The 22,934-nt window shown below is 62.0% G+C and carries 18 protein-coding genes; 10 read left to right on the top strand and 8 right to left on the bottom strand.

Going from position 1 to position 22,934, the window contains the following annotated elements; all coding sequences use genetic code 11:
* The first annotated feature begins 97 nt into the window (after window positions 1–97).
* The 3 genes from ABD903_RS01060 (at window position 98) to pbpC (ending at window position 8,562) form a co-directional block, all read left to right on the top strand.
* Entirely contained in the window at window positions 98–379 is a 282-nt protein-coding gene (locus tag ABD903_RS01060) for a DUF4242 domain-containing protein (protein WP_345220571.1), read from the top strand.
* Window positions 380–567: 188 nt separating this feature from the next.
* Entirely contained in the window at window positions 568–6,108 is a 5,541-nt protein-coding gene (locus ABD903_RS01055; RefSeq protein ID WP_345220569.1) for an alpha-2-macroglobulin, read from the top strand.
* A 6-nt stretch (window positions 6,109–6,114) separates the two neighbouring features.
* The gene (pbpC, locus tag ABD903_RS01050; RefSeq protein WP_345220567.1) at window positions 6,115–8,562 is read left to right on the top strand and encodes a penicillin-binding protein 1C; all 2,448 of its coding nucleotides are present in this window, start codon (window positions 6,115–6,117) and stop codon (window positions 8,560–8,562) included.
* A gap of 29 nt (window positions 8,563–8,591) precedes the next feature.
* Here the strand turns inward: pbpC and ABD903_RS01045 are convergent, their stop codons facing one another.
* Window positions 8,592–9,059: a hypothetical protein gene (locus tag ABD903_RS01045; RefSeq protein WP_345220565.1), complete on the bottom strand. Its 468-nt coding sequence runs from the start codon at window positions 9,057–9,059 to the stop codon at window positions 8,592–8,594.
* Window positions 9,060–9,193: 134 nt separating this feature from the next.
* Between ABD903_RS01045 and ABD903_RS01040 the strand changes: the two genes are divergently transcribed.
* The 3 genes from ABD903_RS01040 to ABD903_RS01030 all read left to right on the top strand — a co-directional run bounded on the left by ABD903_RS01040 (window position 9,194) and on the right by ABD903_RS01030 (window position 11,460).
* Window positions 9,194–10,111 (top strand): alpha/beta hydrolase, encoded by a 918-nt coding sequence (locus tag ABD903_RS01040; RefSeq protein WP_345220563.1) that lies wholly within the window; start codon window positions 9,194–9,196, stop codon window positions 10,109–10,111.
* A 222-nt stretch (window positions 10,112–10,333) separates the two neighbouring features.
* Window positions 10,334–10,909, top strand: a complete 576-nt coding sequence (locus tag ABD903_RS01035) for a YMGG-like glycine zipper-containing protein (protein ID WP_345220561.1) — start codon at window positions 10,334–10,336, stop codon at window positions 10,907–10,909.
* A gap of 86 nt (window positions 10,910–10,995) precedes the next feature.
* The gene (locus ABD903_RS01030) at window positions 10,996–11,460 is read left to right on the top strand and encodes a YybH family protein (protein ID WP_345220559.1); all 465 of its coding nucleotides are present in this window, start codon (window positions 10,996–10,998) and stop codon (window positions 11,458–11,460) included.
* Between the two features lie 152 nt (window positions 11,461–11,612).
* Here the strand turns inward: ABD903_RS01030 and ABD903_RS01025 are convergent, their stop codons facing one another.
* On the bottom strand, window positions 11,613–12,017 hold the full coding sequence (locus ABD903_RS01025; protein ID WP_345220557.1) for a DUF779 domain-containing protein: 405 nt from the start codon (window positions 12,015–12,017) through the stop codon (window positions 11,613–11,615).
* A 147-nt stretch (window positions 12,018–12,164) separates the two neighbouring features.
* Entirely contained in the window at window positions 12,165–13,691 is a 1,527-nt protein-coding gene (locus ABD903_RS01020; RefSeq protein WP_345220556.1) for an aldehyde dehydrogenase family protein, read from the bottom strand.
* A 171-nt stretch (window positions 13,692–13,862) separates the two neighbouring features.
* Here ABD903_RS01020 and ABD903_RS01015 point away from each other — a divergent pair, with 171 nt between their 5' ends.
* From ABD903_RS01015 to ABD903_RS01005, 4 genes are all read left to right on the top strand, one after another.
* On the top strand, window positions 13,863–14,792 hold the full coding sequence (locus tag ABD903_RS01015; RefSeq protein ID WP_345220554.1) for an AraC family transcriptional regulator: 930 nt from the start codon (window positions 13,863–13,865) through the stop codon (window positions 14,790–14,792).
* Window positions 14,683–15,162: an outer membrane protein assembly factor BamE domain-containing protein gene (bamE, locus tag ABD903_RS23250; RefSeq protein WP_425555380.1), complete on the top strand. Its 480-nt coding sequence runs from the start codon at window positions 14,683–14,685 to the stop codon at window positions 15,160–15,162. Before ABD903_RS01015 ends, bamE begins: the two co-directional genes overlap by 110 nt.
* 51 nt (window positions 15,163–15,213) lie before the next feature.
* The gene (locus ABD903_RS01010; RefSeq protein WP_345220552.1) at window positions 15,214–15,810 is read left to right on the top strand and encodes a DUF416 family protein; all 597 of its coding nucleotides are present in this window, start codon (window positions 15,214–15,216) and stop codon (window positions 15,808–15,810) included.
* Window positions 15,811–15,895: 85 nt separating this feature from the next.
* Window positions 15,896–16,351, top strand: a complete 456-nt coding sequence (locus ABD903_RS01005) for a hypothetical protein (RefSeq protein WP_345220550.1) — start codon at window positions 15,896–15,898, stop codon at window positions 16,349–16,351.
* On the opposite strand, the gene ABD903_RS01000 is transcribed toward ABD903_RS01005, so the two are convergent.
* From ABD903_RS01000 to ABD903_RS00980, 5 genes are all read right to left on the bottom strand, one after another.
* Window positions 16,348–17,274: a bestrophin family protein gene (locus tag ABD903_RS01000; RefSeq protein ID WP_345220548.1), complete on the bottom strand. Its 927-nt coding sequence runs from the start codon at window positions 17,272–17,274 to the stop codon at window positions 16,348–16,350. The two genes, ABD903_RS01005 and ABD903_RS01000, sit on opposite strands and share 4 nt — an antisense overlap.
* A gap of 74 nt (window positions 17,275–17,348) precedes the next feature.
* A complete protein-coding gene (locus ABD903_RS00995) occupies window positions 17,349–17,876 on the bottom strand; it encodes a GreA/GreB family elongation factor (RefSeq protein ID WP_345220546.1) in 528 nt (175 codons plus the stop codon).
* Window positions 17,877–18,112: 236 nt separating this feature from the next.
* Window positions 18,113–21,115 carry a glycosyltransferase family 117 protein gene (locus ABD903_RS00990; protein ID WP_345220544.1) on the bottom strand — a complete coding sequence of 1,001 codons (3,003 nt, stop codon included), beginning with the start codon at window positions 21,113–21,115 and terminating at the stop codon, window positions 18,113–18,115.
* 135 nt (window positions 21,116–21,250) lie between these two features.
* The gene (locus ABD903_RS00985) at window positions 21,251–21,625 is read right to left on the bottom strand and encodes a MerC domain-containing protein (RefSeq protein ID WP_345220542.1); all 375 of its coding nucleotides are present in this window, start codon (window positions 21,623–21,625) and stop codon (window positions 21,251–21,253) included.
* Between the two features lie 114 nt (window positions 21,626–21,739).
* Complete coding sequence (locus tag ABD903_RS00980; protein WP_345220540.1) at window positions 21,740–22,663, bottom strand: NAD(P)/FAD-dependent oxidoreductase; 924 nt, start codon at window positions 22,661–22,663, stop codon at window positions 21,740–21,742.
* Window positions 22,664–22,934 lie beyond the last annotated feature (271 nt).

Here is a 22,934-nt window from a genome sequence, read left to right as displayed (position 1 = left end):
ATCTGTTTTACCGAATACTTATTTGTACATTAACCATGGCATCGGCCCCTGCCTTGGTTGCCCGCTGCCACATCCGTAACACCCAAACCTAACTGCCATGCCGAAGTACATAATTGAACGGGAAATTCCCGGTGCCGGCGCGTTGAGTGCTCAGGACCTACAAGGCATTTCGCAGACTTCCTGCGGAGTGCTTAATGACATGGGCCCGCAAATTCAGTGGGTCAACAGCTACGTGACCAACGATAAAATTTACTGCGTTTACAACGCCCCAAACGAGGAAATGATCCGCGAGCATGCGCAAAGAGGCGGTTTCCCCGCCAACGCCGTGAACCGCGTGCATACCGTCATAGACCCGATTACAGCAGAGCAACATGCCTAAATAAGGCGCGGTAAGTTTGCAATAGCCGGGGCAACTGATGCTAGCAGTTGCCCCGGCTTTTTTATGCCCATGACTCAGCACACTTCGCCAACCTGCTGAGCACGGCCCTCCCGTTCTCATACTATCATTCATCCATTCCCGTTTTTCTATACCTTCCCGCCGCCGCAACCCACCCCTCCTATTTCTGTATGACATCCCCCCTACTGCTCCGCCTGCCGCTGCTGGTGCTGCTGGCTTTGCTGTGCGCCTGCTCCAAGCCCGGTGCCGATACCGCCAGCGCCGACGGCGACGAAATCGACCCCTACGAAAACCTGGTGTTTAGCTTCGACGAGCCGGTGGCCGCCGCAGCCCAGCTCAGCCGCTGGGACACCACGCAGCTGGTGCGCTTCGAGCCGGCGGTGCGCGGGCGGTTTATGTGGACTTCGGACCGGGAGCTGGTGTTTTCGCCTAGCCAGCCGTTTGCACCCAGCACCTCCTTCAAGGCCGAGTGGCAGCCGCAGGCCCTGCCCAAAGAGTTGCAGGGCAAGCTGCCCGAGCTCAAACGTAGCCGCTTTCACACGCCCTACCTCGACATGACCACCCCGCAGGTGTTCTGGACCGCCGGCAACAGCGGCCCGGCCGTGCGCCTGAACGTGGCCTTCAATTATGCCGTGCGTCCCGCCGAGCTAGGCCAGCACCTGCGCCTGACGGCCAACGGCCAGCAGATTCCCTTTGAGGTAGTGTCGGCGCAGGCCGACAAGGTGGTGGGCGTGCGGCCTACCCAGGCCGTGCCGGCCGGCAGCGCCATTCAGCTGGAAGTAGCGCCGGGCCTTACGCCGGTGGGCGCCCCGGCCCAAACCGACACCACTAGCCGGCGCCGTCTCACGGGCTCGGTCACGGTGCCCGACCCGCAGGAATTGCAAGTGCGCGAGCTGAGCGGCACCCAGATCGAAGGCGACCCGGCCGTGAGCATCTTGACCAGCCAGCCGGTGAGCGTGGCCGCCATTCAGCCGCTGATTGCGGTGCAGCCGGCCGTGGGCTACACCGTGGAGGCCACCGAAAGCGGCTTGCTGCTGCGCGGAGGCTTCGAGCTGGGTAAAAGCTATACCGTGAGCATTCAGGCCGGGGCTACCGGTGAGTTGGGCGGCCGGCTTAATCAGGCGGTGAGCCAGCAGGTGTCGTTCAGCGACGAGCGGCCCAGCATCAGCTTTGCCCACGGCGAAAAAGCCATGTACCTGGGAGCGGGCGGATTTCGCAACCTGGGTTTGCGCCTCAACGAGGTGAACCGCGTGAAGGTGAGCATCTACAAGGTGTACGCCAACAACATCCGGGAGCTGCTGCGTGCGGGCGAGCAGTACGGCTACGACTACGAGGAAGACGGCGGCGGAGAAGAGGAAGGCGGCGAGTACGTGGACCGCAGCTACCGCTACTTCAACACGGCCGATTACGGGAACCTGCTCACCGAGCGCACCTACTCCACCGCCGCGCTGCCCAAGCAGGGCTCGTTGCGGCTGCTGCATTTGTCGCTCAAGGACCTGGAATTCAGCAACCAGCTGAAAGGCCTGTACGTGGTGCGCGTGCAGGACACCGAGCGCAGCTGGCTGCAGGTGTCGAAGCTGGTGACGGTGTCGGATTTGGGCGTGGTGGTGAAGCAGGGGCCGACGGGCGCGCTGGTGTTTGTGAATTCCTTGCGCACGGCCAAGCCGGTGGGCGGAGCCACGGTGCGCTTCATCAGCACGAACAACCAGACCATGTTCACGGGCGCTACCAACGGCCGCGGCGTGGCCCAGATGGGCACGGCCGCCGACACGGCCCTGGCGCGGCGCTTTCAGCTGGAAACGGTGCTGGTGCAGAGCGGGCCCGATTTTACCTTCCTGTCGCTGCCGCGCAGCCGGGTAGAAACCTCGCGCTACGATGTGGGCGGTCTGCAAAGCAACGCGGCCCGCTTCCAGGCTTTTCTGTACGGCGACCGAGACCTGTACCGCCCCGGCGACACCATTCGCACCAACACCGTGGTGCGCACCGACGACTGGCGCGTGCCCGGCGCGGTGCCCATGAAAATTCGCCTGCTGCTGCCCTCGGGCAAGGAATACGCCAGCTACCGCCGCACCCTGAGCAAGCCGGACGGCTCGTTTGAGGCGCAGTTCATTTTGCCCGCCTCGGTAATGACCGGCCTCTACACCCTGGAGGTGCTGACCGGCAACGACGTGCTGCTGACCTCGCGCAAAATCAGCGTGGAGGAGTTCGTGCCCGACCGCCTGAAAGTGACCGTAACGGCCGCGCCCGCCACCGTGAAGCCCGGCCAGACCGTGCGCGCCGCCGTGCGGGCCCAGAACCTGTTCGGCCCGCCCGCCACCGACCGCAAGGTGGAGGTGGAATTCTCGCTCAAGCAGAAAACCTTCGCTCCGAAGGACTACCCCGACTACAGCTTCAGCCTGGAAAGCGGCGGCACCCAGCGCCGCTACGTGAACAGCGAAGAGCAGGAATCGAGCCTGAACAGCCGCTTCGCGAAGGCCGTGCGCGAAACCGTGACCGACGCCCAGGGCCGCGCCACCGCCGAGTACCAGGTGCCTGACTACCGCGACCTGGGCACGATGGAAGGCACGGCCTTCGCCACGGTGTTCGACGAAACCGGTCGCCCCGTCAACCGCCTCGCCACCTTCGAGGTGCGCACCCAGCCGGTGCTCTACGGCGTGCAGCAGCTGCCCGAGCTGGTGAGCACCCGTCAGCCCACCGAAATTCGGGTGGTGGCGCTGAGTCCCCTAAATTCAACTCAAGGCAAGCCGACCCGGGCCGCCGCGCTGGTACGCGTGGTGCGCATTCTGTGGGAAACCGTGCTGGAACGCCAGGGCGGGCGCTACATCTACCAGTCGCAACGGCGCGAGGAAGTGGTGCTGACCAAAACCGTGCAGGCCGCCCCCGGCGCCGCGCTCAGCTTCCAGCCCAGCTACTCGGGCGAGTACGAGGTGCGCGTATCGCGGCCCGGCGCCGACACCTACGTGGCCAGCCGCTTCTACGCCTATGGCTACGGCGACACGCCCAGCAACGCCTTCGAAGTAAGCAACGAGGGTCAGGTGCAGATTGAGACCGACAAAGCCAGCTACCACCCCGGCGACAAGGCCACGCTGCTGCTCAAAACGCCCTTTCCCGGCCGCGTGCTGGTAACGGTGGAGCGCAACCGCGTCTTCAACCACTTCTACGTGGACACCGACCAGAAATCGGCCCGCGTGACCGTGCCCATCACCGGCGCGCACGTGCCCAATGTGTACGTAACGGCCACCGCCATCCGGCCGCTGTCCACCGATGCGCGCAACCCGCTCACGGTAGCCCGCGGTTTCGTGCCCCTCACGGTGGAAAAGCCCGAAGCTCGGCTGCCCGTCACCATCAAAGCACCCGCGCAAAGCCGCTCGCAGACCTTTCAGACCATTGAGGTGCAAACCAAGCCCGGCGCCGCCGTAACGCTGGCTATGGTGGACGAGGGCATTCTGCAGCTGAAAAACTACCAGACGCCCGACCCCTTCGGCTACTTCTACCAGAAGCGCGCCCTCGAAGTATCGGCCCACGACGTGTACCCCTTCCTGCTGCCCGAGCTGGGCACCAGCAGTAGCGGCGGCGACGGCTACGACCTGGCCCGCCGCACTACGCCCGTGCCCTCGCGGCGGGTGCAGCTGGTGGCCCGCTGGAGCGGCGTGCAGCGCGCCGATGCCAGCGGCAAAGTGCGCGTGCGCATGCGCATTCCGCAGTTCAGCGGCGCCGTGCGCCTGATGGCCGTGGCCTACCAGGGCGACGCTTTCGGCTCCGACGACCACACCATGCGCGTAGCCGACCCGGTGGTTATCAGCACCGCCCTGCCCCGTTTCCTCAGCCCCGGCGACACGATTGATGTGCCGGTGACGCTAACGAATACGACGGGGAAAACCATCAGAGTAAGGACATCATACGACTTGAAAGGAGGTCTAGCCTTTTTGATTCCAGGAGTTTTTACCGGAGAAGTGGGACAGATATTTCCAGGGAAATTTGTAAACGGTGGCCTCCAAACTATTGGCCCAAATTCAGAGAAGCGTCTCACCGTAAAATTTCCGCTAGTAGCAAGTGATATAGGCAATGGTGAAGTTTTGATTTCGGCAAAAATCCTTGACGCTGAAACCTTCACCGAAACCATCGAAATACCCGTACGCCCCGCTTCGCCGCTGCAAATGCGTACCGGCTCAGGCACGGTAGCGGGCGGCCAGACGCAGGCGCTGGACCTGCGCACCGATTTCCTGCCTACCTCGCAGCGCAGCCAGCTGGTGCTGAGCCGCTCGCCCATGGCCGAGTTCAGCAAAGACTTGCGTTACCTGCTGCAGTACCCCTACGGCTGCCTGGAGCAAACCGTGTCGGCCGCCTTCCCGCAGCTGTATTACCCCGATCTGGCGGCTACGCTCGGCCAGACGAAAAAGCAGCAGCGCTACAACCCCAACTACCACGTGCAGGAAGCCATCCGTAAGATTGAGGCCCAGCAGCTCTACAACGGTGCGCTCAGCTACTGGCCCGGCGGCGACTACGACAACTGGTGGACCTCGGCCTACGCTGCGCACTTCCTGCTGGAAGCGAAGCGCGCCGGTTTCGCAGTAAACGCCGGTGTGCTCGACAAAACCCTGCGCTACCTGCAATACCGCGTTCGGAAGCGCGAAACCGAGGAATACCAGTACCTCACGGCCGGCAACGTGGCGCGCCAGAAGGTCATTGCCAAAAAGGAAATTCCCTACTCGCTCTACGTGCTGGCCCTGGCCGGCCGCCCCGACCCGGTGGCCCTGAATTACTACCAGGCCAACCAGAATCTGCTGGCCCAGGACATGAAGTTTGTGCTGGCCAGTACCAGCGCGCTGTCGGGCCAGCGGCGCGGCTTCCAGGCCCTGCTGCCCCGCGGCTTCACCGAAACCGCCGCCCGCCGCGCCCTCGACGGCTCGTTCTACTCCCCGGTGCGCGACTTGGGTCTGGCTCTGAACACGCTCATCGAGGCCGATCCGCAAAACCCGCAAGTGGCGAGTATGGCCCGGCAACTCTCGCGGCTGGTGAAGCAAAGCGGCTGGCTGAGCACCCAGGAGCGCGCCTTTGCCTTGTTGGCCCTGGGCAAAGTGGCCAAGCAAAACCGCAACAGTACCGTCACGGCCACGCTGGCCGAAGCCGGCGGCACCGTGCTCGGTCAGTACAAAGGCCCGCAAAACCTGACGGTGAGCAACGTGGCTAACCGCCGCCTGAGCCTGAAAACCCAGGGTAGCGGCGCGCTCTACTACTTCTGGACGCTGGAAGGCATTTCGCCCACTGGCCAGGTGCGCGAGGAAGACCAGTTCCTACAGGTTCGCCGGCAGTTTCTCGACCGCAGCGGCCAGCCGATGGGTCGGGCCGAGTTCCGCCAGAACGATTTGGTGGTGGTCAAAATCACGCTGCAGGCCGCCGAAACGGCCGGCGAGGTGCCTAATGTGGCCATTACCGATTTGCTGCCCGCCGGACTGGAAATCGAAAACCCGCGCATCGGCGCCGTACGCGAGCTGACCTGGGCTACCGACGCTGCCACGCCCGATTACCTCGATGTGCGCGACGACCGGATTAACCTGTTCACCACCGCCACCAGCAAGCCCAAGTCCTTCTACTACCTGGCCCGCGCCGTGTCGAAGGGCACATTCAAGCTCGGCCCGGTGAGTGCCGATGCCATGTACAACGCCGAGTACCACAGCTACAGCGGCGCCGGCACGGTGCGCGTGCGGTAAGAAGTTATGCGCCATTGGGTCAGAAAGCAGTGGGAAAATGTGGGACCAGGCGGCCGACGCCTGCGCCTTGGGCTGCTGAGCCTGCTCGGAGTGGTCCTCGCCGCGCTGGGCCTCGACGCGGCTTTCCCGCTGCCGCCCGTACCGCCCGCCTCACCCGTGGTGCTGGCCGCCGACGGCTCGGTGCTGCACGCCTACCTTTCGCCCGACCAGAAGTGGCGCCTGCCCGCCGCACTGCGGGACATTACGCCCACGCTGCGGCAGGCGTTGGTAGCGAAGGAAGACCGGTGGTTTTACTGGCACCCCGGCATCAACCCCGCGGCTTTGCTGAAAGCGGCCGGCAACAACGTGTTTGGCAATAAGCGGCGCACCGGGGCCAGCACTATCACCATGCAGGTGGCGCGGCTGCTCGAGCCCAAGGAGCGTACCGTGGCCGGCAAGCTGCAGGAAATGCTGCGGGCCCTGCAGTTGGAGGCGCATTACTCCAAGGACGAAATCCTGCAGCTGTACCTGAATCTGGTGCCCTACGGCTCCAATGTGGAAGGCGTAAAGTCGGCAGCGCTGCTCTACTACGGACAACCGCCGCACTACCTCTCCCTAGCCCAAACGGTCACGCTTACCATCGTGCCTAACAACCCCAGCCGCCTCACGCCGGGCCGGCACAACGCAGCCTTGCTGGCCGCCCGCAACCGGTGGCTGCGCCGTCTAGGCGAACAAGGCGTATTCCCCGCCAAGGACATTGAAAATGCGTTACAAGAGCCGTTGTTGGCCCAGCGCCGCCCGGCGCCGCAATTGGCACCGCACATTTCACGCCGCTTGGTGCAGGCCAGAAACCAAGCCAATCGTCAGGCTCCCCCCTCTCTACAGGAGAACCGAAGGAAGGCGTTAGCCAGGGGGGCCGGGGGGGTGAGGTCCACCCTCGTGCGCGGCAAGCAAGCCAAGGCCGAGGCCCTGACGCGCAACTACGTACGCCGCCTCGCCCCACTGGGCATCACGCAGTCGGCCGTGCTAGTGGTTAATAACCGTACGCGCGCCGTGGAAGCCTACGTGGGCTCGGCCGATTTTCAGGATGCGTTTCACCAGGGTCAGGTCGACGGCATTCGGGCGGTTCGCTCCCCGGGCAGCACGCTCAAGCCCTTTCTCTACGCCCTGGCCGTGGACCGCGGCCTCGTCACGCCCAAGCGGGTGTTGCCCGACGTGCCCACCAACTTCGGCAGCTACCGGCCCGAAAACTTCGACAAGCGCTGCAACGGCGAGGTGACGCTGGAGCGCGCCCTGGCCTACTCGCTCAATATTCCGGCCGTTCACGTGCTCGAGCAGCTGGGCGTGGGCACGTTTACCAGCCAGCTGAGCCGGGCCGGATTTCGCACCGTGGGGCGGCAGGCACCGCAGTTGGGGTTGAGCACTATTCTGGGCGGCTGCGGCGCTTCCTTGGAAGAATTGGTGGGCCTGTATGCGGCCCTGGCCAACGGCGGCCGCTACCAGCCGCTGCGCTTCACCGCCGCCACTTCTGCTACGAACCGTCCAGCTCCCCCCTCTCTTTTGGAGAGGGGGGCCGGGGGGGTGAGGCTCGTGTCGGAGCCCGCAGCTTACCTCATTACCGATATCCTGTCCCAGCTCGTGCGGCCCGACTTGCCGGTGGGCTACGAAAACTCGCTGCGCCTGCCGCGCATTGCCTGGAAAACCGGCACCAGCTACGGCCGCCGCGACGCGTGGAGCATCGGCTACAACCGACACTACACCGTGGGCGTGTGGCTGGGCAACTTCGGCGGGCAGGGCGCGGCGGCCCTTACTGGCACCGATGTAGCCACGCCTCTGCTCTTCGACCTGTTCAACGACCTGAGCTACAACGACGGCGGCGAGTGGTTTGCCCCGCCCGCCGGCCTCGATTTCCGCCTAATCTGCGGCGTGAGCGGGCAGGTGCCCGGCCCGCACTGCCCCGATCAGGTTATGGATTACTTTCTACCCGGCCTTTCCGACACGCGCCGCTGCGAACATCAGCAGGAAGTGCTGGTGTCGGCCGATGGGCAGTTAAGTTACTGCCGGGTGTGCCAGCCCGAAATGGGCTACCGCCGCGTGCTCTACCCCAACTTCTCGCCCGAGGTGCTGGCCTTCAAGGCCGCGCAGGGCCTGCCGCACACGGTACGCCCGCCGCATAACCCCGCTTGCGCCTTGGTGCGCGCCGACGACGCCCCCGACCAGGCCCCGCGCATCCTCTCGCCCACGCCCAATGCCGAATATGTGCTGGATGCGCGCGACTCACAGCAGCTGCAGCTGCGCTGCGCCGCCGCCAACGACGTGCGCCAGGTCTATTGGTACGCCAACGACCAGTTCGTACGCGCCGCCGCACCTACGGAAGCCGTGTTCATTCGGCCCGCGGCGGGCGTGCTGAAAATTTCCTGTGCCGATGACCACGGCCGCAACACCAACGTGCAGGTGCTGGTGGAGCGGTTATAGAAGTGGCGGAGCCGCGGTTGGCAACGGGCTTAAGAAATTGCTGCGGTGACTTTCTCGGCCGTTGTTACCGTCGGAACGCGGTCCAGCCGCTGCATTTGCAATAGCCAATCGGTTGCTTCTCCTTCCTGAATAGCGTAGTGGAGCTGATAAGGCGCATGAGGGCCCGTGGCGGCTTCCTGGGTTTTGCGGAACTCTTCGGCCGCATTCAGGTGCACGGGTGAAATCAGGTAACTGAAATACAGAGGGCCACCGAGCTGACGGGCCATTTTTGGGGCAAACTCTCCCAGCATCCATTGCGTAGTGAGCGAGCTGGAGCTAGGCCGACGCCGGGCATCGAGCAGCCAAAATCGGCACTGCTGCACCGCTGCTTGCTCCAGCGACGCGTACACCCGCCGAATTTCTTCTTCGGATGTGACGCCCAACCAGCGTACCACTACAATGTGTAACTCGGGGCGGTAGGCAAGCTCTACCAAAGCGGAAGGCGAGGCAAGGTGCATGGGGAAAGGCAATTCAACTCCGCAATCATACGCGCAAGTCGGCCACACAGTTAACCCAGGCGGTTGCGCGGGCAACGGCGGTAGGTCCGCTTATCTTGGCCGTTGCCTAGCACTACCATTTAGCACTTATTACCATGGTCAAATTAGTCTTCCTTGTTTGTTGCCTGAGTGCTGCCCACGCGCTATTGGCCCAGAGCACTATTGCGCTGTACTCGGGCACGATTCCTAATTCCAAGCCCAGCAGCGTGCAGGAAACCAGCGTAACGTTGCCCAACGGCGGCGTGCGCATTTCCAACGTGGTGCAGCCCACGCTCACCGTATTTCGGGCGCCGGCCGCCACGGCAAATGGTACGGCCGTTATTATTTGCCCCGGTGGGGGTTATGCGCGCTTATCCATCGACCACGAGGGCTACGACGTGGCCAAGCGCCTGAACGAAATAGGCATTACCGCTTTCGTGCTGAAGTACCGCCTGCCCAACGACGCCAGTCAGCCCGACAAAACCACGGCCCCGCTGCTCGATGCCCAGCAGGCCCTGCGCCTGGTGCGCCAGCGCGCCGCCGACTACGGCGTGAATCCTGCCCGGGTGGGCATTATGGGCTTTTCGGCCGGCGGCCACCTAGCAGCCACGGCCGGCACGCACTTGAATCAGTCGGCGGCCGCAGCCCCTGACCGCACCTCCGTACGGCCCGATTTTTTGGTACTGATTTACCCCGTCATTAGCCTTTCCGATAGCCTGATGCACGCCGGCTCGCGCACCAATTTGCTGGGCGCATCCCCAAGTGCCCAGCAAATCCGCGAGTACTCCAACGAGCTGCAGGTTTCTGCCCAAACCCCACCCACGTTTCTGGTGCACGCCCAGGATGATAAGTCGGTGCCGGTGCAAAACAGTCTGCGGTTTTACGAGGCCTGCTTGCGCCGCAACGTGCCGGCCGAAATGCACCTTTATCCCAAGGGCGGCCACGGCTTTGGGCTGACCAACAAGACTACCAAAGACGACTGGATGCAGCGCCTGCAAAACTGGTTCGATGCCAATGGCTGGCTTACCAAGTAACTGCACGAAAACTTGTAAAAAGGCATTTACAGAACCTGAAGGCGGTTTTTCATTTTTGGCACTACCCTTGCAATACAGGTTTCAGGCACTGTAACCTTCCTCCGAAGACCTCAGTTAAGAGACTTGCCAACGGGGAACTGGCACGGTGCTTGCAAAACTCCACTCAGAAGTTCACCACCAAACTTTCACTCTGGTTCTCTGAACCCTAATCAAGAAACCACCATGAAAAAGGTCACTTATATGTTCGCCGTGATGCTGCTCATCTTCGCAGTATTGGGTAGCTCGCTCCAGGTACAAGCTCAGGACGGCAAAGTAAGCCCACAGGCTAAAGGCGCTATTATTGGTGGCTTAGGCGGTGCAGCTGCCGGTGCCATTATTCACAAGCGTAACCGCGTAGTGGGTGGCGCAGTAGGTGCCGCCGCCGGTGCTGGTACGGGTTACATGGTAGGCCGTAACATTCAGAACAAGCGTAAAGCGCAAGCTGCTGAAGCCGCCCGTGTAGCCGCTGCTAACCGTGCTGCCCGCGCCGAGCGCGCCGCCGCTGCCGCCCGTGCCGAGCGTAATGCCATGGCCCGCCGCGCCGAAGCTGCTGAAAACAAAGCCGCTGTGGCCCAAGTACAGGTTGCTCAGCAGCCCCAGTACCCCGGTATGGCCGCTGGCTTTGCTGCCGCTCCTAACATGATGTACACCAACAACGGTGCACCCATGGCCATGAACGCTGCTTACTTGCCCAACGAGTCGTACGGCAACCGTAACGCCCCGTACGCTAGCTCGGAAGTTCGCCGCAAGAGCTGGTAACCCCACACTTTCGTTAGTTTCGCCGACTCCAGCCCTGCGCCGGGGTCGGCGAAATTCTTTCACCCTTTACCAAAAGACCTGGTTTTATGAAATCCTCCCTCTGGATGTTGCTCGTAACTGCCGCCGTGGCTGCCTCCTGCACCAAAACGGAAGAAGCCCCTGCGGTTAACGTGCAAACCCTTAACCAGCAATTTATAAGCGCCTGGAACAGCCGCAACGCCGTGCAACTGGATACGCTGCTGGCCGACGACGTGCACTTCCTGCAAGGCGAAGCCCACTACCAAGGCAAGTCGGAAGTGTCGAACCGCTGGATTCGCGAAACGATGGGCACCATCGACGACCTGCGCCTGAGCGTGGTAAGCACCGGTGCCGATGCCAATATGGCCTACGAAGCCGGCACTTACGACGTGGAAGTTATTCCCTCTACGCCCGGCCAGCCCCGCGGCGAAGGCGAAGGCAACTTCATTCTGCTGTGGAAGAAAAACGCCAAAGGCGCTTGGAAGCTGGGCTACGCGCAGCTGGAAGGCCTGCCCGTACGAGTGAAGCAGTAATCTTTTACCAAACGCAAGAAGCCCCGGCAACAACGTGTTGCCGGGGCTTCTTGCGTTTTATATGTTCTGCAGGGCGGGTGTGCTGCTACGGTCTGATATGAGAATTGCAGCAACGCTTCGGCCAGCACCCGCGACCCGCGTAGCAACGTTGGCTAAACCTCGCTCGGTTGCGGATAATCGTCGCCGGCAAATACGGGTGCCATGTGTTGCTCCTCTTCCTCGGTAAACAGCCGGGAGCGAATGAGAAACCGCACGCCCAACGGAATTTCCAGCGAGAAGCTGGCGCCGCGGCCTTTGGTTACATCCACCGTAAGCTGCGTGTGTTTCCAGTACTCAAACTGCGAGGAGCTCATGAAAAAGTCGCAGCCGTGAATGCGGCCGAGCCACACGTCGCTGGCGCCTACCTTGAACTCGCCGGCCTGAAAGCACATGGGCGAGGAGCCGTCGCAACAGCCGCCGCTTTGGTGGAACATGAGCGGGCCGTGCTCGTCGCGGAGCACGTCAATGGTGGCTTCGGCGGCGGGCGTTACCAGAACGCGAGGCGTTTGTTCGGACATGGGATTTGGGGAAAAAGGTCATCCCGAGCGCAGCGAAGGACCTTACCTAGTTTGCTGCACTTACTTCGAGCAAACATCCTCAGTCAGTATTACCTGACGCGGTAAGTTCCTTCGCTGCGCTCGGGATGACGACTGGTTAATACGGTCCTAGAAGAAGCCCAGTTTCTGCTTGCTGTAGCTGATGAGCATGTTCTTGGTTTGGCGGTAGTGCGCCAGCATCATCTTGTGGTTTTCGCGGCCGAAACCCGAGGCTTTGTAGCCGCCAAAGGGCGCGCCGGCGGGGTAATCGTGGTAGCAGTTCACCCACACGCGGCCGGCCTGAATGGCGCGGGGCATGGTGTAAAGCTCGTGCGCGTCGCGGCTCCAGAGGCCGGCGCCCAGGCCGTATAGCGTGTCGTTGGCCATTTCAATGGCCTCCTCGTTGGTTTTGAATGTGGTGACCGACAGCACCGGCCCGAAGATTTCCTCCTGGAAAATCCGCATTTTGTTGTGGCCGCGGAAAATGGTGGGCTGAATGTAGTAGCCCTCGGTTAGCTCTTCGTGGTCGTGGACGTGGGCTTCGCCGCCGGTTAGTACTTCGGCGCCTTCGGCCTTGCCAATTTCCAGGTAGCTCAGAATTTTCTCGAACTGGTCGTTACTGGCCTGCGCGCCCATCATGGTTTCCTTGTCGAGCGGGTGGCCTAGCTTAATGGCCTTCACGCGCTCAATCAGGCGCGGCATGAACTCGTCGTAAATGTCCTCGTGAATGAGCAGGCGCGACGGGCAAGTGCAGATTTCGCCCTGGTTGAGGGCAAACATGGCGGCGCCTTCCAAACACTTATCTAGGAACTCGTCGTCGGCGTCCATCACCGATTTGCAGAAGATGTTCGGCGACTTGCCGCCCAGCTCCATAGTTACCGGAATGATGTTTTCGGAGGCGTATTGCAGGATGAGGCGGCCGGTAGTGGTTTCGCCCGTGAAGGCCACTTTCTGCACCCGTGGCGACGAGGCCAGCGGCTTGCCGGCTTCCAGTCCAAAACCGTTTACCACGTTCAGCACGCCGGGCGGCAGCACGTCCTGAATCAACTCCATGAGCACCATGATGCTGGCGGGCGTTTGCTCGGCGGGTTTCACCACCACGCAGCAGCCGGCGGCCAGCGCGGGCGCAATTTTCCAGGTGGCCATCAGCAGCGGGAAGTTCCAGGGAATAATCTGGCCGATTACGCCCAGCGGCTCCTGAATGACCAACGACAGCGTGGTTTCGTTGAGCTCGGTGGCGGAGCCCTCTTCGGCCCGAATAACGCCCGCGAAGTAGCGGAAGTGGTCGATGGCCAGGGGCAGGTCGGCGGCCATGGTTTCCCGAATGGCTTTGCCGTTTTCCACGGTTTCCACGGCGGCCAAATGCTCCAGGTTGGCCTCCATGATGTCGGCAATTTTCAGCAGCAGGTTGCTGCGCGTGGTGGCTGAAGCGGTTTTCCAGGTTTTAAACGCCTCGTGGGCAGCATCCAGGGCCAGCTCAATGTCCTCCTTGGTGGAGCGGGCTACTTTGCAGAACGCTTTGCCGTCGATGGGCGAGGGGTTGTCGAAGTACTGGCCCTTCACCGGGGCCACCCACTTGCCGCCGATGAAGTTGTCGTAGTGGGATTTGAACTTGGGCCGGGCTACGAGGGTGGTGGTTCTTTCGAGGGTTTCCATGCGGATCGAGGGGTTTGGGTTTTGGTGTTGGCCAAGCTCCCTTCTTTCCTGCCGAAAAAGCTGCACTATCCTCGCAACAAACTGACCTATCGTCGCATTTGTATCTTACTGCTGCGCCGTGGCCCGCTGCGCGTCTTGCGTTGTTCCCAGGTTTCCCCATCTTCCTGCTGCATGAACCACCCCCTCGTTCCCGCTCCCGTTGCCCTGCACCGCCCCGCCGACCTGCTCACGCTGGTGGAAAACCGCACGGTGTACTCGCTGAACGCCTTCGAGCTGAACATTTTCGAGACGCACCAGCAGGCGCACAAAGTGGCGCTGAACATGGGCTCGTTGGTGCTGACCACCATGCTGCGCGGCAAAAAAGTGATGCACCTGCCCGGCCGCGACGCGTTCGAGTATTTGCCCGGCGAATCGGTGGTGGTGGGCGAGCAGCAAACCATGGAAATCGACTTTCCGGAGGCCACCGAGCAAAACCCCACGCAGTGCCTGGCCGTGGCCATTCCCGCCGAAACCATCCGTTGCACCATTGATTTGCTGAACGAGCGGTACCCGCGCACCGAGGAGCACACGCCCTGGCAACTCGACGCCCACGATTACGCCCACCTGCATAACACGCCCGAGCTGACGAGCACCCTGGAGCGCATCATTCGGGTGTCGCAAGAAACCACGGCGGCCAAGGATGTGCTGGCCGGTTTCACGCTGCAGGAGCTGCTGGTGCGCCTCATGCAAACCCAGGCCCGCCGGCTCATTTTCGACAACTACCAGCAGCACCTCACCACCCACCGTTTCGCGCACGTGGTGCAGTACATCAAGCGCAACCTGGCCGAGCCGCTGACCGTGGAAAAGCTCAGCGAACTGGCCTGCATGAGCAAAGCCACGTTCTTCCGCCTGTTCAAGCGCGAGTTCGGCCTGACGCCCGTGGAGTACATCATTCAGGAGCGCCTGAGCGAAGCCAAGCGGCTATTACGCCACCCACTGAGCACCGTGGCCGATGTGTGCTACCGCGCCGGCTTCAACAACCCCGCGTACTTTCAGAAGCTGTTCCGCAAGCATGAGGGCCTCACGCCGGGACTGTACAAGAAGCAGTGCATTGTGGGATAGAATTATGAATGAAATGTTGCGCTATGTATTGAAGCCCGCAAAAATGGTGTGGGCAATTATACAAGCGGTATCGGTAGCTATTTGCCTTGCTCTTCCTCTGCTGTTTTTGTACACTATTTATAACGAACACTGGAGCCCGGAAGCCCGGCAAGGTCACTTAAATCAGCAGCACAGCAAGAGCATCCGACAGGGAATGAGCCGGGCTGAGGTTAAAGCCATTATGGGCGAGCCAATGGATAGCTCTAGGGATGAACGGGTACCACAAACCCTAGCTTACTACTATCGTGTTCCACCGGGCTCCTCCCTATCGTGTCGTATAATTTTTGACTTTGAGGCCCGGGTTACCAAGGTGTATTGTCCATCCGAGTAGCTCCACCCCACTTGGTACAGGAAGCCAAGCATTGTGGGGTAGCTTTGCGGCATGAGAGACGACATCGAAACGCAAATCATTGGGTTATCCGACCGCCAGAAAGCTGTTTTTGCCGGGCTGGTTTGCGAACGGCTGTACCCGCAATACCAGGCGTTTTGTGAAGCTGAGAGCTGGGGTAGCCCGGTTGTGTATGAGCGCGGCGTGGAGCTGCTCTACAACTCCGGCCTCGGGGAGTTTCACAAGCAGGAAGCCGCTTCGCTGCTCGAAAAGCTGGAGCTGGTAACGCCCGCCCTAAACGCCTCGAAAAGCCCGCTGACCTCGTACGCCGTGGATGCGTGCATTGCCCTGAACGAGGCCCTGCAATTCCTGACCGACAAGCTGGAAAGCCACCTGCATAATTGCGCTACCGCTGCCATGGACAGCGTGGATATGTTCGTGCAGGACTACCAGAACCTGAGTCCCAGCCGCCGCGGCCTGGAAGCCGTGGTAGCCGCCGACCCGTTTATGCAGGCCGAAAAAGCCCGCCAGCACCGTTTGCTGGAAGCCCTGCTTACGCTGCACGATTTCGACGCGACCAGCATTCATCAGCTGCGCCGCCTTAATGGTTCCGGCGGCATCATTGATGTTGATTTGCTGCCTCGCTCTTGAGGCTATAATTTACTCAACAAGCCGCCAGCAGCCTTATTGCTACTGGCTTGCAACGCCCCAGCCAATCTACTTATCATTAGTTACGATGCGCTACCTCGCTACTCCCCTCCTACTCTTGCTTACGGCCGTTTGCCAGCCCGTCTTCGCACAAACCACGGCTGTAGCTCCTGCCGCGGGGCCGGCAAACACCCTCGCTACGGCGCGCTACTCCCCCGCCGATACCATTCGGGCCGTGCGCAACCTGTTTGGCTTGCGCAGCAAGGGGGCGCTGGGCTACACGGCCGCCGGCAGCGCCGTGCTGGCCGAGGCGGCCGTAACCACGGCATTGCGCCCGCCCGGCACCTCCACCGGCCAACGCATCGACACGAACCGGGACTGGCTGTTCGGCAGCGCCATGATGGGCTACGGCCTGCTGCGCACCAAACGGTTCGGCAAGCACCGCGGCGAGCAAATTATTGCCGCTTACGAGCAAGGCGAACCGCTACCGTCGTATGTGCGGCGCCGGCTCAAGCCCAAGTACTTTCGGTACCGCCCGTTTTAGAACACCACGCTGTACGGCGCGGCGGCCAGGGCCTTCTTTTCCTCGTTCAGCTCCACGCCCAGAATTTCGTGCACGTTCACCCGAATCCGGTTCGACATTTGGGTCAGCGGCAGGTCGTTGCTGTCTTTGCCGAATGGGTCTTCGATTTCGTCGCCAATCATTTCCACGCCCAGCAGGGCGAAGGCGCCGAACATGGTAATGGGCACCATAAAATAGCCGTAGGCCGTGAGCAGCACCAGCGGCATCACCATCAGGAAAACCGAAATAAAGGCCTTAATGAAGAAGCTGTACGAGAATGGTATGGGCGTGCGCTGAATTCGCTCGCAGGCGCCCGTAACGTCCAGCAGCACTTCGTGGTGGCGCTGAATGGCCAGCAGGTGTATGGGCAAAATCAGTTCTTGGCGCAGCAGCTGCTCGTAGTACTCCTGCAGCGTGGCCGAGAGCAACGAGGGCACGTGGCTGGCCTGACTTAGCTGCTCCATCAGCTCAGGCCCAAGGTCTTCAAGCTTTTCGAAGCGCACGCCGCCGCGCAGGTGGCCGTCGAGGGCCATGGGAAAATTGGAGAGCAGCTTGGCCAGGTGGAAACGGTTTTCGCGGTCGGAGGCGGGCAGGCGGGCGTGCAGCAGCACGGCCAGGTTCCGGCAGCTGTTGATAAGCTGGCCCCACTGGCGGCGGCCCTCCCAGAAACGGTCGTAGGCGGTATTGGTACGGAAGGCCAGCAACAAACTGAGCAGGATGCCCAGCAGCGAGAAATACTGCGGATCAACGGTGAACTTCAAGTTCATGACGCCGCGCCCCAGCAACGCCACCACGGTTCCGTAAAGCCCCACCAGCACCACCCGCTTTAGGAGTTTGCGGATGACGGAGGACTTGTGCAGGTGGCGAAACGCATCCCACCAGTCACTGGATTTGTAAACAATCATAAGGCAGCAAGCGGGGCAACACCGTGCCCCGTTGCAAAGCTACGTTACTGCCGATTTGTGGAAACCGCAGCCCGCTATAAGCCACCGTCGTACGCAATGCCTGTTACCTCTACTTCCTCCTCTCGCGGGCCAAGTTTCAGCGTGACGAGCTGGCCCAGCTTAGCACCCTGCACAACCCGCGCTACGGGCGCTACAAACGCCACTTTGCCCTCGGCTACGGAGGCTTCGTCCACACCCACGATGGTGAACTTCCGCTCGAAGCCCACCTTGCCACCGCTACGGGTGCGCAACGTTACGGTAGCGCCAAACCGCACTTCGTCGGTGGGTTGGCTACGTGGATCCACCACTTTGGCGCTGGCAATGCGGCTATTTAATTGGCTGAGCTGGCCGTTTAGCAAGCTCAGTTGCCGGGTGCGGTCGGTATCGTTGTCGCGGTTGGCCTCGGCACGGGCGCGTTCGGCTTCCAGCCCGGCTAGCTCCTCGCGCAGTTGCTCCAGGCCACGTGGCGTCACGTAGTTGGGCGTATTGGGTGGCAGCGCCGCCCGCGGCGGAATAATGGGCGGCTGCTGCGAGTCGTCTTCTTTTACAAAACCTCGGCTCATGCCTGTTCTGAACGCAAGGCCTAAACGCAGGTTGCCGTGCGCTGAGTTGCCTGGAAGTTAGGCATGAGCCTGAGGCTTAGGAGCGGTTCTCAGCTTGGTGTATGGGGACCCCACCCCCGGCCCCTCCCCCGTAGGGAGGGGTGCCAGACGTCCGCAACAATTTCATTTTTTAGCAGAACGCACCCCTCCCTACGGGGGAGGGGCCGGGGGTGGGGTCCGCCATCCTGAGAACCGCTCTAAGAACGCGGTACGTACTGCTGAAACAGCTGCGCAATGCGGGTAGCGCGGGCCTGGTCGTTGGTGTCGGCGGCAGCTTGGTAGAGGCGGCTTAGCATAACTACGTTCGACTGAATTTCGCGGTCGAAACGGGCGGGTTCGTGGGTGGTGTAGTAGGCCAGGGCCTGTTGGGCGCGGTTGGTCATCAGGTCCATCATTTGGTGCGCCCGCGGAGCTTGCCCGAGCTGCACCAGCGGCGCCACCAAATCCGCCGATGAGGCATCGTACGGAATGGAATCGTCGGGCAGCACGCGCAGGCACTTGTCGATTACCTGTTGAGCGCGGGCTGGGTCGCCGGCTGCCATGTGCGCGTGCGCGAGGCGGGCGAATTGCTGGCGGTACTGGCCCATGAGGCGGCGCTGCTGCTCATCGAAATACACTTTGGGCAAGTGCAGGTTGCGGTAGGCAAACCTGCGCATCAGCGAATCGTCGAGCAGTTCGCGGGCCACGGTTCCTATTTCCGGTGCGGCATTGGGGTCGGCGGTAACGGCGGGTGCGGCCACGGGCAGTACGCGGTACGCCAAGCCTTCGAGCTGCAGGTAGTTATCGAGGCCTAGGTACTCGCGCGGGTCCATGCTGGTGGAGAAATAAACGGGCCGCTGCCAGTTGTTGGTGGCCAGCAAATCGAGTAGGGCCAGCTGCTTTTTCTCCAGCGCATCTTTGCCCACACTCCACTGCATGCGCGCTACCAGTTGGGTGCGGCGCTCCGCCGGCACAATGCTCAACCGGCGCACGGCAGCGGTATCTACATCAAGGTAAAAATTGGGCGTGGGGTACGAGAGCAACGACTTGCCGCTTTGCGTTTGCACTTGCAGCAGCGGGCTATTTTGGCGTACCAGCTGCATAAACTCTTTCACGTTCACGGCCTGCACACCCGGGTTCGGCACGAAGGGCAAATAGTCATTCGTGCCCTGGGCGAAATCCTGGTGCTGCAAAGTCATGGGCCACGGCGCCGAGGGTCCGTGGCGCTGCTGCATCTGGTCGAGGTACCAGTCGGTGTTCAGGTACGACACGACGGCCACGCGCACGTCGGGGCGCACGCCTTCCACTTGCTGGGCGTACCAGAGCGGAAAGGTGTCGTTGTCGGCGTAAGTGATGAGAATGGCGTTTGGCGCCACGCTGTTGAGCATGTTCTTGGCCCAGTCCAGCGCGGCGTAACGGCCGCTGCGGTCGTGGTCGTCCCAGTTCTGCTGGGCCATCAGGAAAGGCACGCCCAGGCAGAGCAGTGAGGCAGCCACGGCACGTAGGCGTTCCTGCTGCACTACCCGGCGCAAGCCCTCGGCCACCGCCACCACGCCCAGGCCCAGCCAAATGGCAAACGCGTAGTACGAGCCGGCGAAGGCGTAGTCCCGCTCGCGCGGTTCGGTGGGCGGCTGGTTTAGGTACAGCACCACCGCGAGGCCCGTGAGAACGAACAACATGCCCACCACCAAGGCGTTGCGCCGGTCGCGGCGCAGCTGGAACAGCAGGCCCGCTACGCCCAGCAGCAAGGGCAGGGCAAAGTAATTGTTGCGGGCGCGGTTATCGGCTAGTTCGGCGGGCAGGCCGTTTTTACTGGCGCTAGTAGGCCATAGCACGCCGGCCTGCTGCACATCGGCCTCGCGGCCTACGAAGTTCCAAAGGAAGTAGCGCGTGTACATGTGCCCGATTTGGTACCGAAACAGAAACGCCAGGTTTTGAGCCATGGTGGGCTTCTGATCGGGCTGCACGTCGGTCCACTTCTGGTACTCACGCACGTGGCCGGGTAGGTTGCTGTACAGGCGCGGCAACAGGGTTTTGTCCTCGGCGCGGTAAATGGTTTCGAGGCGGTGTTCGGCTACCACGTACTTGCTGCCTTGGCGCACGTAGCGCGGCGCGCCCTCTGTTTGGTCGATGGGTTGGGCATTGAACTGCGGGCCGTAAAGCAGCGGCCGGTCGCCGTACTGCTCGCGCTTCAGGTAGCTTACGAACGACAGCACCTCGTCGGGGTTGTTTTCGTCGATGACGGGATTAAAGCCCGAGCGGATGGGCACCATCAAATACGACGTGTAGCCGATGAGCACGAACACAAAGCCAAGCAAGCCCGTGTGCAACAGCTGCAGCTGCCGGCGTTTGGTATAGCGCAAACCACCCACGATTAAGCCTACCAGCAAACCGACAAACAACACCACGCCGCTGTTAAACGGCAGGCCGAAGCTGTTTACCACGAACACCTCCAAAGCGCCTGCCACCGAAGGCAAGCCCGGAATAACGCCCATCAGAATACCCAGCACCAATGCCCCGCTCACGGCCAGCGTTACCAGGCCGCCGCGGCGGTTGGGCTGCGCCGTACGGCGGAAATAGTAGATAAAGGCCAGGGCCGGAATGGCCAGCAAGTTCAGCAAGTGAACCCCGATGCACAGACCAATAACGTAGGCAATAAGAACGAGCCACTTGTCGGAATCGGCCTCGTGGGCGCGGTTCTCCCACTTCAGCATCAGCCACACCACCACGGCCGTACCCAGGCTCGATAGCGCGTACACCTCGGCCTCGACGGCGTTAAACCAGAACGAGTCGGAAAAGGCCAGCGCCAGGGCGCCTACCACACCGCTGCCCAGAATGAGCAGCGTTTGACCGGAGCTGGGCTCCAGGCCGCGGTCGTCGTGCATGCCGGGGCGGCCGAGCACGAGCTTTTTGGCCAGAATGGTGATGGTCCAGAACAGGAACAGCACCGTAAACGCGCTGCTCAGCGCCGACAAGCCGTTTACCCACAACGGAACCTGCGCCACATCGGCGCCGGCGAAGAGCGAAGCGGCGCGGCCCAGCAGCAAGAACAGCGGCGCGCCGGGCGGGTGCGGCACCTGCAGCTTGTTGGCGCTGGCAATGAACTCGCCGCAGTCCCAGAAACTCACCGTGGGCTCCAGCGTGAGCCAATACGTGGTGAAGGAAGCCAGCAGCACCAGCGCGCCGACGAGGTTGTTCAGGTGGTTGTAGGTTAGCCGCATATGCCGTTCGGGTAAGAAGCGTCTGAACGGCTCAGATGCAGGCCCTGCGGAAAGGGTTGCCCGGCACCCGCTCTGCGGGAACGGCCGGCTGCCCTACGGCCCGCCGGTCGTTTTGCCCACCCGTTGCCGTCCTCGTTAGCGGCCAGCATGGGCAATGCAGCGGCGACTGTAGCGCAGGTTAAGCAGATGCGTGCCCATCAGCCCCACAGAAGCCGCGTATTGCACCAGCTCCAGCCACGGGTATGACTCACTCAGCAAGCCCGCCGCCACAAACACCCCGAAAAAGCCCCAAAGCCCCAACCGCAAGCCCACCGACGACATTCGCCAGGTTGCCACCGCTACCAACAGCCCGCTCATGACCAGAAACACGCCTTCCCACAGCTCAGATGAATGCTGACGTACACTCAGAAATGCGAGCAGTACGGGCCCCACGGTACAATGCAGCAGGCAAAGGCCGGCATTCAGCATGCCGCCGTAATCGGCCATAACGCGCAAAACGTAAACTTTCATGCGGAGTAGAAAAGCTACCGGCTTAGAGCACGAGCTCAAGCGTGGCAGCGGTTGTGGGCTTGTTTCGGGGCAGCCCCGCAACGCAAACGCTTAATAGCTGCGCTGTTGCCCTAGTTAGTACTGGTGTTGTTGAAGCTCGGCCTCACTGAAGATCAACTGGTTATTGAGCATGGCCGCAGCGGCGGCGCCAGCAGCGGCGGCGGCTACCACCTGCTGCAGAGGCTTGGCAAGGTCGCCGGCTGCGTACACGCCGGGCACCGTGGTTAGTCCCATGGCGTCTACTTTCACGTAAAGGCCGTCCTCGGTGGAAGCACACCCAAGCTGGGCGGCCAAATCGGTGCGCTGCTGCTGGGGCGCACGAGCAAAAACGGCGTCAACCGGCAGCAGCGAGCCATCGGCAAAGGCTACGGCCTCCACGCCGTGAGCGGTGGGCACCAGTGCCGTTACGGGCGTTTCCACCACCCGAATGCCCAGCTGATTCAACGTGGCGCGCTGGTCGTCGTCCAGTTCGGCCGGGCCATCGGTGCATAGCGTCGGCTGCGGGCACCAATGGTTGAGCAGCACGGCTAGGTGAAAGCCTAACTGCCCGCGTCCGTAAATGGCCACGCGCTGGTCGCGCACTTCCCAGCCGTGGCAGTACGGGCAGTGATACACGCCCTGCCCCCACTTTTCCCGCAAACCGGGCACGGCGGGCAGCAGGTCCAGCATGCCGGTGGCCAGAATAAGGCTGCCGGTGCTTACGTCCGTTCCGTCGGCCAGGGTGAGGGCGAAGCCGGTGGGCGTAACGCGGGCAGTTTGGGCCGCTACACCCCGAATTTCCACATCGTAGGGCGCAAGCTGCTGGCGGCCGAGGCGCAGCAGCTCGGCGGGCGGGGTACCGTCTTGGGTGTAAAAGTTGTGCGCGTGGGCCGCGGGCGCGTTGCGCGGCGGACCACCATCGAGCACCAGTACGCGGCGGCGCGAGCGGCCCAGGGTGAGGGCGGCGCTCAGGCCGGCGTGACTAGCTCCCACAATCACGATTTCGGGTGAGTTATGCATGACGATATGAGTTTGAAAATGAGAAACCCAGGCCGGCGGGGCAAACCGGGTTAGGTCGCTCCCTTCGCTTTGCTCACGCAGCCGGGAGCCTTGCCTTTTGACTCCAGGTTTCGCGAGGCGCGTTGCGCACTCAGCAGGCCGCCAAGCACAGCAGCGTAATCAATAAGGAATTAAGGCCCGGGGGCGGCAGCGCAAACACAGATCCTTACTGCCCCACAGCTTCGCCGCAGCCCGACAAAGGTAAACCCTATTTTCTTAAATGCAACAATGT

Origin of the sequence: Hymenobacter koreensis (assembly GCF_039541855.1) — a bacterium.
In the GTDB taxonomy this organism is placed as follows: Bacteria; Bacteroidota; Bacteroidia; order Cytophagales; family Hymenobacteraceae; genus Solirubrum; species Solirubrum koreensis.
Note: the sequence above shows the minus strand (reverse complement) of the source record. Positions and strands in the feature narration are given on the sequence as shown.